This is a genomic window from uncultured Bacteroides sp. (assembly GCF_910586915.1).
Taxonomy (GTDB): Bacteria; Bacteroidota; Bacteroidia; order Bacteroidales; family Bacteroidaceae; genus Bacteroides.
Window position 1 is genome coordinate 276,996 of sequence record NZ_CAJULN010000001.1, and the last position, 14,058, is coordinate 291,053.

Annotated in this window: 6 protein-coding genes; 5 read left to right on the top strand and 1 reads right to left on the bottom strand. The window is 47.1% G+C overall.

Going from position 1 to position 14,058, the window contains the following annotated elements:
* Positions 1-102 precede the first annotated feature (102 nt).
* From QZ331_RS00980 to QZ331_RS01000, 5 genes are all read left to right on the top strand, one after another.
* A complete protein-coding gene (locus tag QZ331_RS00980; RefSeq protein ID WP_294627187.1) occupies positions 103-4,152 on the top strand; it encodes a two-component regulator propeller domain-containing protein in 4,050 nt (1,349 codons plus the stop codon).
* 200 nt (positions 4,153-4,352) lie between these two features.
* On the top strand, positions 4,353-7,508 hold the full coding sequence (locus QZ331_RS00985; protein ID WP_294627190.1) for a TonB-dependent receptor: 3,156 nt from the start codon (positions 4,353-4,355) through the stop codon (positions 7,506-7,508).
* A 13-nt stretch (positions 7,509-7,521) separates the two neighbouring features.
* Positions 7,522-9,468: a RagB/SusD family nutrient uptake outer membrane protein gene (locus tag QZ331_RS00990; protein WP_294627192.1), complete on the top strand. Its 1,947-nt coding sequence runs from the start codon at positions 7,522-7,524 to the stop codon at positions 9,466-9,468.
* A 25-nt stretch (positions 9,469-9,493) separates the two neighbouring features.
* Positions 9,494-10,741 carry a DUF5126 domain-containing protein gene (locus tag QZ331_RS00995; protein ID WP_294627194.1) on the top strand — a complete coding sequence of 416 codons (1,248 nt, stop codon included), beginning with the start codon at positions 9,494-9,496 and terminating at the stop codon, positions 10,739-10,741.
* 25 nt (positions 10,742-10,766) lie between these two features.
* Positions 10,767-11,438 (top strand): DUF4998 domain-containing protein, encoded by a 672-nt coding sequence (locus QZ331_RS01000; RefSeq protein ID WP_294627195.1) that lies wholly within the window; start codon positions 10,767-10,769, stop codon positions 11,436-11,438.
* A 163-nt stretch (positions 11,439-11,601) separates the two neighbouring features.
* Here QZ331_RS01000 and QZ331_RS01005 read toward each other — a convergent pair whose 3' ends face one another.
* Positions 11,602-14,001 (bottom strand): right-handed parallel beta-helix repeat-containing protein, encoded by a 2,400-nt coding sequence (locus tag QZ331_RS01005; RefSeq protein WP_294627197.1) that lies wholly within the window; start codon positions 13,999-14,001, stop codon positions 11,602-11,604.
* Positions 14,002-14,058: the final 57 nt, after the last annotated feature.

The following is a 14,058-nucleotide window of genomic DNA, read 5'->3' on the forward strand; positions in this document are numbered from 1 at the left end:
ATGCTTTCTTTTCTTGATTTTAGTTTGTGAAAAAGACTATGCATTGAAATATTAATTAAGTATTATTTGTATTTTTGTAGCCGCTAATCAATTATATAATACATGAAAAGAACTGTTATCTTCCTCTTGGGTATTTTAGGTATTATACTGGTGAATGCTAAAAACCATTACTTTAAACATCTGGGAGTTTCCGACGGTCTGTCCCAAGTTTGCATATTTTCTATCTATCAGGATGAACTGGGTGCTGTATGGTTGGGCACTTCGGAAGGATTGAACAGATATAATGGAAAGGATGTGAGGATATTCCGTCCTTCGCAGGATGGGGAAGGACTGACAAACAATGAAATCAATAAATTGTGTGGGGACGGGAAGGGGCGGATGTATATCCGTTCGGGGAATGATTTGATAAAATGCGAACTTTATAAGGAACGGTTTACCTGTTTGCGCCGTAATGATGTGCGGGATATTTTCTGTAAGGGAGACACATTGTGGGTGAGTTGCAAATCAGGTATTTATTATTGTACGGCAGAAAGTTCGGAGTTGACTCTTGCCGTACAGTTACAGAAAGGAGTCGGTTCCGGCGGAATGTTGTATGTAGATGATGACCGGATATGGCTTGGCACTAATTATGTGGTAGCCGTCTCACGCAAGAATCCGGAGGAGCAAAAGATATTGGCTTCATTTGGTAGAGGATGCCAGTGCATTTCGGGAGACAGCAACGGTAATATCTGGGTGGGCACCTGGAACGGTCTGTATAAAATCTCCGCCGACAGAGAAGTGGCTCATTACGCAAGTGTTGCCGTCGGGGACGGGGTGTCCGACAATCAAATCAGATGTGTGCAGGAAGATGATTTCAAACGTATTTGGATAGGTACGTTTCGAGGGCTTGATTGCTATGACCCTGCTGCGGGCAAGTGGGAACACTATATACGCTATGGCGATTCTCCCAATACACTGAGCCATCATTCGGTTTTGTCTCTTCATAAAGATATGCAGGGAAATATGTGGGTAGGTACTTACTATGGGGGAGTAAATGTCTTTAATCCAAGTAAGAACGGCAATCATTTTTATTATGCCGAGCCTTTACAGAAAGACTGTCTGAGTTTTCCTGTGGTGGGAAAGATGACGGAAGACGATAAAGGAAACTTATGGATTTGTACGGAAGGAGGAGGACTGAACCGTTACGACGAAAGTACGGGCACTTTTGCTCACTATCAGCATATGCAAGGCGATAAGGAGAGTGTCGGCAGTGATAATCTGAAGTCGATATTCTATAACAAGGAAAATGAGCGTCTGTATGTCGGCACTCACTTGGGCGGATTGTTTGTTTTGGACTTGAAATCGGACAGAGGACATACGCTTCATCATGTGGCGGGAGATTCGGCCTCGTTGCCGCACGAAATTGTGAATGACATACAGCGATATAAAAACGGGCTTGCCGTATTGACGCAGGGTGGGGCTATGTTTATGGACCCGGCTACCGAGAAGTTTTCACCTCTTTCGGACAATCCGGATGTCAGACGGCTGTTGAGCAAAAGATATGCATATGAGACATTCCTTATTGACAGCAGGCAGCGCGTATGGCTGGGACTTGCCGAGGGAGGAGTCATTTGTATAGATTTGACTTCCTCTCAAATCACCCAATATGTGACGGACGTCAATAATCCCTCCGCCATAGAGCGTTTTAAGGTTGTCCATATTTTCGAGGATAGTAAAGGACGGATTTTCTTCGGAACAATAGGTTCGGGTGTCTTTGAATATTTGGAAGATGAACAACGGTTCAAGTCCTACAGTACTTCGAATCAGAGCCTTCCGAGTGATTATTGCTATTATATCAGCGAGTCTGTCGAAGACCGTTGTCTGTTCATGCTTCATGGAAAGGGGCTTTCCGTTTTCAATCCCGAAGAGGGCAGGGTAACGAATACTTATCATTTATTCAATCAAACCTATAGTCAGGGGTCTGCGTTATATATGGATAAGAAAGGGACACTTTTCATTGGTGGCACAAACGGGCTGGCTTTGTTTCGTAAGCAAGCCTTGCATTCATTCCCTTCCAAAAACCTTTTAAACTTTGACAAACTGTTTATTTTTAATGAGGAAATCGGTCCTAACGACGGTTCCGATATCCTGACCGATATTTTAGCAAAGACATCGGATGTCTATTTGAGTTACAAGCAGAACAACATAGCCATCGAACTTGCCACCTTCAATTATGATAACGACCGCAGCCGTCTGTTCGAATATCAGCTGGACGGTTTTGATAAGGTATGGACGCAAACCGCCAATACCACCATCACTTATACAAATCTTTCGCCAGGCAATTATACGTTGAGAGTCCGTCCGTTGGATTCCAAAGAAAAGGCGAGGCAGGAAATCAGCGTCAATATACACGTGTCTGCTCCGTTCTACGCTACCGTTTGGGCATATCTTTTCTATTTCCTTTGCTTACTTGGGCTGATGATTGCATTCATTCGTTTCAAAACCCGCCAGGCAGCGTTGAAGTCTTCTTTGGAGTTTGAAAGGAAAGAAAAAGAGCGGATAGAAGAGATGAATCAGATAAAATTGCGCTTCTTTACGAATATATCCCATGAGTTCCGTACGCCGTTGACACTTATTCTCGGTCAGATTGAGGTGCTGATGCAGATGGATTTGAGCACGACTATTTATAATCGTATCCTTCGCATTTACAAGAACGCATGGCATATGCGCAATCTCATATCTGAATTGCTCGATTTCCGCAAGCAGGAGCAGGGTTACCTGAAGTTGAAAGTGGAAGAGCAAGATTTGATTGCTTTTACCCGGCAGATTTATATGTGCTTTTACGAATATGCACAGAAGAAAGAAATTACTTACCGCTTTGACCATGTGGAAGAAACTGTCTCCGTGTGGTTTGATTCGAAGCAGTTGCAGAAAGTTATTTTCAATTTGTTGTCGAATGCTTTCAAATACACCTCCGACAAAGGTAACATAACGGTGGAAATAAGAAAAACGGCGTCTCAGGCTATGGTATCGGTACGCGATACGGGAGTCGGCATTCCCGAAGAACATATCTCGAAGATTTTCGAAAGATTCTATCAGACGGACAACCTTACCTCTTCTTTCACTATGGGCACAGGCATAGGGCTGGCGTTGGCTAAGGGAATAATGAATATGCATCATGGAAAGATTGAGGTAGAGAGCACTGTCGGTAAGGGAACCACATTCACTCTGTATCTTCCTTTGGGTAACCGTCATTTCAGCGATGAAGAGATGGCGACGACGGAGGGCAAGGAAGTGATGGTTATTCAGGATTCGTTACCCGCTTTTTCGTTTGAGCAAAGAGTAGAAGAGGATAAGAAGGTGCAGGAAGAGAGTCCGGCGGTTGCAGAAACCTCTGCCAATGGGGAAGAGAAATCCACTATCTTGCTGGTAGACGACAATGAAGAACTGTTGTTCATGTTGGAAGAGCTGTTTCTGCCTACATATAAGGTATATATGGCGCACAATGGACGTGAAGGGTTGGAAATGGCACGCCAGATACAGCCTGACTTGATTATCAGTGATGTGATGATGCCTGGAATGTCGGGCAAGGAATTATGCTATAAAATAAAGACGAATGTAGAACTTTCTCATATTTCGGTTGTATTGCTCACAGCCCAAACCTCCATCGAATATATGATAGAGGGATTGATGTTTGGCGCAGACGACTATGTGACAAAGCCGTTCAATGTCAGGATATTAGTGACGCGTTGTAACAACCTGATTAAAAACAGAAAGCGTTTGATAGCCCATTATGCAGGCAAGCCTGTTGCGGAATCTCCGGTGCCGCAAGCTATCAACGAGAAAGACAAGGAACTATTGGAAAGATGCGTAGGTATTATTAAAAACAACTTTGAGAATCAGGATTTTGATGTGACCGCCCTTGCTTCCGAACTCTGTATGGGACGTAGCAAATTGTATGCGCAATTCAAACAGGTGACCGGATTGACTCCGAACGAATTTATTCTGAAAGTAAAACTGGACGAAGCAATGGTGTTGTTAAAGAAAGCTCCCGAACTGAATATTTCGGAGATTTCCTTCCGGTTGGGCTTCTCTTCGCCCCGTTATTTCAGCAAATCCTTCAAAGCCTTTTTCGGAGTGGCTCCGCAGGTGGTACGGAATAGGAAAGAATAGTTCGTCGTTATTCCGCCCGAAGATATTTGGAAACGTGTGGGTAAGGAAAGAAAATGTGTCCAAATCTTCCATGATGAGTGTTCAAATCTTCCATACGGATTTAAAAATGTTCTTTTCTTAAAATTAGGGTTTACAGATACGGTTTCTTATTTTTAGTTTTGGATTGGTTTTAATTCTTATATTAACTAATCTAATAACTTATGAAATTTGAAAAGCTTTATTTGTTGCTGTTGGCTTGCTTCATTTCGATGGGAGCATATTCGCAGAGCGAGCAACAGAAAATGACTGATAGCGGAAAGAGCCAGCAATCAGGTCATGCGAAAGTTAAAATCTCCGGACAGGTTTTTGATGAGAGCGGTGAAGGAATCCCCGGCGCGAATGTCAGTATTAAAAGTAATCCCTCTGTGGGAACCATCACTGATATGGACGGTAGGTTCATACTGAATGCTTCTGCTAAGGATGTATTGATAATCAGTTTTGTGGGATATAACACGCAGGAGTTTCCTCTCAATGGAAAGACAAATATTACCGTCAGTCTTTCGCAGAATGTAAATGAACTGGAAGGGGTGGAAGTCGTAGCGTTCGGTACACAGAAGAAGGAAAGTGTGATTGGTTCCATCACCACGCTTTCTCCTAAGAGCCTGAGAGTGCCGAGCAGTAATATGACTACTGCGCTGGCAGGTCAGGTGGCCGGGCTTATTTCCTATCAGACATCTGGAGAGCCGGGTGCGGATGATGCAACCTTTTTTGTGCGCGGTATCGCATCTTTCGGATTTAACACCAGTCCTTTGATACTGATTGACAATATCGAATCGACCAGTACGGACTTAGGCCGTTTGAATCCTGATGATATTGAAAGTTTTTCGATTATGAAAGACGCTATGGCAACAGCTCTGTACGGTTCGAGAGGAGCCAACGGGGTTGTACTGGTAAAGACAAAAGAGGGAGAAAGAGGAAAGACGAAATTCGATGTAAGAGTAGAGGGAAGCAATTCGCGTCCGACAAGCAATATCGAACTGGCAGATCCCATCTCTTACATGAAATTGCATAACGAGGCAATTTTAACGCGCGATCCCCTTTCGCCTGTCATGTATAGCGATGATAAAATAGACAGAACAGTGCCCGGTTTGGGTTCTGTGATTTATCCTTATACCGATTGGAAGAAGCAGTTGATGAAGAATTCTGCCTGGAACGGGCGGGCCAACATGAGCATTAGCGGCGGCGGAAATGCGGCTACATATTACGTATCGCTCCGATATACCAAAGACCAGGGTTTGTTGAATGTAGACGGCAAAAACAACTTCAACAATAACATCAATCTTCAAACTTACCAGATGAGGGCCAATGTCAATATCAATGTGACAAAAACCACCCAGGTAAGAGTCAATCTGAGCGGAATATTTGATGACTATGAGGGGCCTATTTATTCGGGTTCGGACATTTACTCAATGGTGATGAAGGCAAATCCTGTTCTTTTCCCTGCGGTATATCCCACAGACAAGGAACATCAGTACATCAAGCATATTCTTTTTGGAAACAGTGATGACGGAAGTTACATCAACCCGTATGCCGAGATGGTGAAGGGATATAAGGACTATGAGAATACTACGATGCTTGCCACACTGGGAATTACGCAAGATTTGGATTTTCTGACCAAAGGCCTGAAATTTGAAGGTTTCTTCAATATCTCACGCAAATCATACTACAGCCAGACCAGGCAGTACAAACCTTATTATTATGCGTTGAGTTCTTATGATTTCATGACGGGCAACTACTCCATTGAGAATATTAACCCCGATTCGGGAACTGAATACCTTGATTTTGGCAATGGGGATAAGACGGTCAACAATGTGATGACAATAGAAACAAGGACCAATTACAACCGCGATTTTGGAAACCATCGGGTTGGCGGGCTTATCGTCACTCAATATATCGACAGCAAGAACCCCAATTATACTACACTGCAAGAGAGTTTGCCCTCCAGGAACTTTGGTGTGTCGGGACGTTTCACATATGCTTATGCCGATCGTTATTTCTCTGAATTCAACTTCGGGTTAAATGGTTCCGAACGTTTCGACAAGGAGCACAGATGGGGCTTTTTCCCCTCCGTTGGCGGCGGATGGATGATTTCGAACGAGCCTTTCTTTGAAAGCCTGAGTCATAAGATTGACAAATTGAAGATAAGAGCTTCCTACGGTTTGGTGGGTAATGATAAGATTGGCGATACGTCGCAGCGTTTCTTATATCTGTCCAATGTCAATATGAATTCTACGGGAGCCTCTTTCGGATACGAGAACGGATACAGCAGGCCGGGCGTAAGCGTGTCGCGTTATGCCAACCCTGCCATTGGCTGGGAAAAAGCCTACAAGGCGAATTATGCACTCGAAGCATCCTTCTACGGTTTTGACCTGATAGCAGAATATTTTACCGAACGCCGCACCAGCATATTGCAGAAGCGGGAAAGCATTCCAGGCGTCATGGGATACGAAGTAAACTCATACGCCAATATCGGCGAAACAAAAGGACATGGGGTAGACCTCGACTTAAAGTATAACAAGAATATCAGCAAGGATTGCTATGTGATAGCGCGCGGTAACTTTACGTATGCTCACAGCGAATATTTGAAATACGAAGACAACACTTACGACAAGGAGTGGTGGAAATACAAAATCGGCTATTCTCCCCGACAGCAATGGGGATACATTGCCGAAGGGCTGTTCATAGATGATGCCGAAGTGGCCAACTCGCCCGTACAGACAGGCAATTACCAGGCGGGAGATATCAAATTCCGCGATATGAACGGCGATGGAGTAATCAATTCGCTGGATGAAGTGCCGATAGGCTATCCTACCACTCCTGAGATTAACTACGGTTTCGGGGCTACTTTCGGATATAAAGGATTCGATGTAAACTTCCAGTTTCACGGTTCGGCACATTCCTCATTTTGGATTGACTATGAGAAGATGTCTCCGTTTTTCCAGTCGACAGTATCCGGACAGAAGGGCAACAATCAGTTGGCGAAGTTCATAGCCGACAGTTATTGGTCGGAGAGCAACCGCGACCGTTATGCCACATGGCCAAGACTGTCGACCACCTCCATTGCCAACAACAAGTCCAGAAGCACCTGGTTCATGAGAGACGGTTCGTTCTTGCGGCTTAAGTTGGTGGAGATGGGCTATACCGTACCTCAGAAATTGGTTCGTAAATGGGGGATGTCCAATTTAAGATTCTATATGTCTTCCACCAATCTCTTTGTATTGAGCAAGTTTAAGGAGTGGGATGTGGAATTGGCGGGCAACGGTCTCAACTATCCGTTGCAGCGTGTATTCAATATCGGAGTAAGTGTAGGTTTTTAAAAAAAGAATGGTTATGAATAAAATTAAGATATACATATTGTCGTGCTTGTCGGTGTTGCTATCGGCCTCATGTGAACTGAACATCGTGCCGGATAACATACCGACCATCGAAGATCACGCCTTCTCCCTGAGAAAAGAAGCGGAAAAGGTATTGTTTACCTGCTACAGATATATGCCCAAAGATGGAAGCCTGAATGGAAATGTGGCGTTGCTGGGTGCCGGCGAACTTTGTATTTCCAATGTATTCCGAAGCTATTTGGGTAACAATTCCTGGTATATAGCTCAAGGCTTGCAAAAGGCCGAGTCGCCCTATTGCGCCCAGTGGAACAATTTATATAAGGGAATCGCTTATTGCAATATTCTGATTGAGAATATACATACTACTCCCGACATGGAAGATAGCGAGAAAAACCGTTGGATTGGTGAAGTGGAGTTTCTGAAGGCTTACTATCATTTCTATCTGATTAGGATGTATGGGCCGATTCCTGTGATGGACCGGTATGTTCCGGTGAACAGCGACACGGAAGAAATGCATCCTTACCGGGAGACGCTGGACAGTTGCTTCAATTATGTGACCGAGACATTGGACAAGGTGATTGCCAATCCCGACATCCCCGAGAAAATTGAGAATGAGGCGGAAGAGCTGGGCCGGGTGACCATCGGGATGGCTAAGGCCTTGAAGGCGAAAGTGCTGGTGACGGCTGCAAGCCCCCTGTTCAATGGCAATACGGACTACGAAGGAATTGCAGATAACAGAGGAGTGAAGATATTCAACCCCGTAAAGACGGTTGAAGAGAAACGCCGGCGATGGGCACAAGCCGCCGAAGCGTGCAAGGAGGCCATCGACTATCTCGAAGGATTGGGATTCGGCCTGTATTATTTTGACGACCCTACGCTGAATATCACAGCCTCGGATAAGATAATGATGAATTTGAGAGGCGCCGTTACCGAAAAGTGGAACAAAGAGGTGGTATGGGCCAATTCGCAGTCGTGGGTAGGCTCGGGCTCTTACGACAACTATCAGATACAGGCCATGCCTCGCGATTTGAATCCCAGCCTGAGTGCCAAGAACGCTCAGAACAGAACCAATCTTGCCGTTTCTCTCGGGTTGACCAACTCGTTCTATACTAAAAACGGCGTGCCTATCGAAGAAGACAAGACGTGGGATTATGCCAATCGGTTCGAGGTGCTGGCCCCTACGCCTTCGGCAAGTGAACCCGGATACGAGAACACGGTGATGCTGAATTATAAAACGGGAACCGTTAAATTGAACCTCGAACGCGAACACAGGTATTACGCCAGTTTAGGATTTGATGGCGGTATCTGGTTCGGGCAGGGAAAGACGGGACTTTCGGGCCTGTATTCGGTCAACGCGCGTAAGGGAGGAAATGTGTCGCCGATACCGGCCGACCACTCTCAGAATCTCACCGGTATCTGGCCGAAAAAGGTGGTGAACTACAAGACGGTAATGTCTGACGCCTCCACCGGATACACCTCGGTCACCTATCCGTTTCCCGTCATCCGCATGGCCGACCTGTATTTGATGTATGCCGAAGCCTTGAACGAAAAGGGAGAAGATTACGCCAACGTATTGCCGTGGATTGACAGGGTGAGAGAACGTTCGGGGCTGAAGGGCGTGAAAGAGAGCTGGGACCAATATGTAGGAAACAGCAAATATGCCACCCAGACGGGACTGCGGCAAATCATCATGCAGGAACGCCGTATCGAGTTGGCGTTCGAGGGACATTATTTCTGGGATGTACGCCGGTGGAAGACGGCGACCACCGAACTGACCGAGCCGCTGACCGGTTGGAAAGTACGTTATGGCGAAACAGACGTAGACTATTATAGCGAGAACCTGGTGCAGATTCGCGATTTTACTCCCAAAATGTATTTTTGGCCGATTGATATCAATGAGTTGAGAAAAGACCCTAATCTGGTTCAGAATTATGGTTGGTAACTAATTAAAAGAGACGTTCTATTTTATGAAAAAGATAATATACAGTGGCCTTTTGATGATGGCCGTTACATCGCTGTTCAGTGCTTGCGATAACGATAGTGATATGAATGCTCCTCACGGCAGTACGACTCCGCCCGAACAAGTGGTGCTGAATGGCGTGAAAAACCTGCCGGGAAAGTCGGTCATCTATTTCACACAGCCAAGCGACAAGAATTTCCTTTATATGAAAGCCGTGTATGCGACAGACATGGGCGAACGCTCCACCTGCGCCTCCTATTTTGCCGATTCCGTAGTGGTGGAAGGCTTCGACAAAGCCGGCGAATATGAGGTGAAGCTATACTCGGTCAGCCCCGGCGAAGCATACTCCGAACCATTGGAAGTAAAAATCAATCCGGAAGAGCCGCCTTATATCACCGCTTATAAGGAGATGGAGATAAAACCCGACTTTGCCGGTATCCGTATCAAGACATCCAATACCAGCAACGAACTGCTCACTTTCTATGTGTACCGGAAAGACGCCGCAGGCAAATGGACGGAAGCCGGAGCCTTATACACCAAGAAGCAAGAGATTAACGAACCCATACGCGGTATGGAAGCCGTTCCGTCCGAATTCAGCGTGGTCGTGAAGGACCGGTGGGGACACCTTTCCGAAAGCAAGGAGATATCGCTCACCCCCTACTACGAAGAGGAAGTGGACAAGAAGAAGATGGGCTACCTTGCCATTGGCGAATACAAAGGCTACCTGGCGCCCAACGCCAATACCCCGAAGAACCTGTATGACGGGATTATAGGCAACAACAATACGTTTATGACCCTCTCGACGGCAGGATACGATTTCACCAAGCCCAGTTCGGTGACCCTCGACTTGGGAAAGAAGTTCAAGCTGAGCCGTATGATTGTCTATGGCAGGCGGACGGGCACCGACTATTCTTCCATATTCGACGGCTTGTATCCGAAAGAAATCGAAATTTGGGGGCGCAACGACAACAACGTAACCAAGTTCGACCCTGAGAACGATGAAGGATGGGTGCGTCTGTATCAGGGCGTGTTGCCCCGTGCCGATGGTTCGGTGATTCCGGCAGCCGTAGTCCCGCTGACCGATGCCGACAAGGAGCTGGCAAGAGACGGAAACGAACTCGAATTCTCTGCCGACCTCGATGCTTACCGCTATGTGACGTTCGTTTGTATTAAGAATTACAACGTGGGCACATCCCGCATCAATGTCGCCGAACTTACTTTCTTTGGCACACCGGAGGATAAAATAACACAGTAAACCGCTATATAAAAAGACACTTATTATGAAGAAACTTCTATCTATATCACTCAGCATCCTGCTGTTGTGCTCCATGATATCCTGCGAGCCGATGGATGCCACTTATAAGGATTTTGTTAAGGACGGCCCCATCATGTATCTGACGCGCCTGTCGAAAGACTCGTTGATAGTACGCAACGGCTGGGAGAGAATCTCGATTTCCTTTCCCGTGGTCACAGACGGCCGCTCCACGCAGATTGCGCTTGCCATGAACCAGACCGATACGGTCAGGTATGAGCTGGCAAAGAACCAGCGCACAGACATCCTCTTGGAAGATATGCGTGAAGGCTCCGTCATCTTTTCCGCCTGGCTGGAAGATGACGAGTCGAATAAGTCCTTGCCGACCGACTTCACGGGAACCATCTACGGGGCGCAGTATCAGAATTACTTGCTGAACCGTTCCATTGTCTCCAAGAAGATGGTCGACGGCAATCTGGTTATCAGCTATTCCATGTTGCTGGATAGTACATTGGTTGCCTCCAGGCTCACTTGGGAAAAGGGAGGCGTGAAAACAACGAAGGTATCCTTCTACAATGCGGAAGCAAAGGATACTCTCTACGATTTTACGCAGGATTCCTTTGTGATGGAAACCTTGTATGTCCCGCAGGAAAATGCATTGGATAGTATCTGGTCGAAGCCCGTTACGTACACGAAGTAAGAGGGCGAAGAGGAACTGAATGGATGGGCCTATATGCGCTGTTTGCAGGGTATATAGGCCCTACTTGTAGGATATATATGTCCTGCGTGTTGCATCTATATCTCCTGCACGCACGGCATATATGTCTTGCAATCGGGAGATTCGTGCATTGGATGCCGCTCATTTATAGCTGTTTAGACTTGATGGTATTTCCTTCGATAGTCTGTAGCATCTTCTTTTGGTTTCTGAAAAGCAGCAATCGTATCGGTTGGCTGATGTCTGCCTGCCGGATGGCACGTTGCAGGTCTGTCAGGTTGTTTATTTCTTCCTGGTTGAATTCGAGAATAACATCATTCGCATACACATAGTCTCTCAAAGGGTTGCCCATTACGCGGACGGAGATGACGTACACGCCCCGTTCCGAATCCATTCCGGTGGCCGAACGTTCTCCCAATGTCTCTAAGTTTTTGAGCGATAGCCCCGACCACTCGAAGATGGATGACGCGTCCGCCGCACGGTGCCGTACCGAGGGGTGGGGCATTGGCGGGCGTTGCGCCAGTGCTTGCAGTTGAGGAGAGACCACTCCGAATTTGTCCGTCTCAAAATTCCGGAATCCGCACGATGAACTGATTGGAGAGATTCGTTCCACTTCAAAGTCTCCCTCGCAGGGATTACGGAAGGTGACGGGGCAGACGACGGAATGTTTGTCCGTACCATTTTTTCGGGCGGTTGTATAGGCTATGCTGTCGGTAAATACATTATAGTCGATTTCCGTCCCCCAATGAGAGACACCAATCGGGCGGTAGGGTTCCATGACGATGTTGCGTACAAAGACGTCTCCACTGTTCTTGAACCACACATGAGGATGGAAAGTACTGTTTACCAAAATATTATTCTCAACCGTGCGGTAAAAGCCTTCGCGTAGCTTTATACCGCCGTTCAGGCACAGGTTGTTGTAGATGTGGTAGTTGCTCGAACCGTCGTCCAGGTCGATGTCCCAGCCACGGTCGCATCTGAAACGGTTGTTGCGGATGACGGTGGTAGAGGAGGCGTCGGCAAGAATCAGGGCGGGATTGTCTGCCACGAGCCGGCTCATCTCCCGATAGGAAGCTCGCCAGAAACGGTCGCGTCCCCACGAGTTGAACGCTCCGTGGTCGCCTGTTTCCATCACTGTGTCAAACACATCGTTGTACGCTATGACGTGTCCTCCCCACGTGCCTTCGCTGATGTTGATACCGGCACGCGGAGTGTGGTAAATGCTGTTGTGGCTCACGGTGATGTGGCTGCACATTGACAGCTCCACACCGGCAGTCTGCTTCTCGAAAAGCCCGATGTGATGAATCAGGTTGTCATGGGCTGTGCAATGGGCGGGAAAGTCGTTGTTCCGCGCGCCGCGAATGGAGTCAAGTTCGGCTATTGCGACCGCTTTGCCATACTCGAAACTTGCCGACCTGACCGCCGACGGATTGCCTACGAAGCAAATGGCACTGGCGCCAATCTGCGAGAAGTGGCAGCCCGATACGGACGAGTGCCGGTTGTAGTTGGAGAAAAAGAGAGCATTTCCTCCTACATGATGGATGTGGCAGTTTTTGACGGTGCAATTCTCGGTACCTTCCAGCAGCAGGGCGGCTCCGCGGTATATCCGCCAGTCTGAGCGGAGCAGGGGTTCGTATTGCTCCATGAATGTGCGTACGGTTTGAGTGAACTCTATGTCTTGAATGGTGACATTGCGTACGGGAGACGACGGTTTGCCCCGCAATTCAATCAGATGCTTCAGTTGCGGTGTTTCGAATATGGTCTTGCCGATGTCTTCACCGTCTGCCGGATAGTAGTAGAGAGTGGCCTTCTTCGGCGAGTAGTACCATTCTCCCGGAGCATCCAGCTCTTCAAAAATGTTCTCCACCATTCGGTTTTGCTGATGCAGCCCCGACTGGCGGTTGTTCTGCCATCCTCCTTCCAGCTTCAATTTGCCTGTTTGCGGTTCTGTTCCGGTGATGCGGAAATGAAAATCTCCCCAGTCGTGCGAATGCATGGCGTGCAGGTATCCTCCGGCGGGATTCTTCCATTTTTTGATTCGTTGCGGAGAGGTGGCGTCTGCCGAGGTTCCGTTGAGGCGTACGGCGGTGGAGTCGAAATCCGGAAAGCGTGCCATCGGGCGGATATTACCGTTTGCCAACAGCATATCCATGATGCAAGGGCGGGGCAGGGTTGCTTTCATGATACTCTCCGTATGAGGTTGCCATCTTAATTGTAATTGGATACCACTGCTGAGGGTCACTCTTTCGCCGGGATAGGAACGAAGAATCAGTTGCTTTCTTTCCCCTCCGTCTTCGGGAGTGAGCACCAACGGATGAGTCAGGACATATTTCCCTTCTCTCAGATAGATGGTCACTGTCCCTTCTTTGTGGCGGCGTGCCTTTTCCAGTGCTTTTTGGATGTTTTTGAATGGAGAACGTATGCTGCCGTTTCCGGAGTCCTTGCCATTGACGGACACGAAGTAGTTTGTTTGTGCCGACAGCGTAGGACACGGAGCAAGGAAGCACAACAGAATGAGGATACGGAAGCGGGTAAGTTTTTCGGCCATAGCGCAATAGTATGTTTATGGAAATAAAAATAAGGCACGAATTACATGGATTTCACG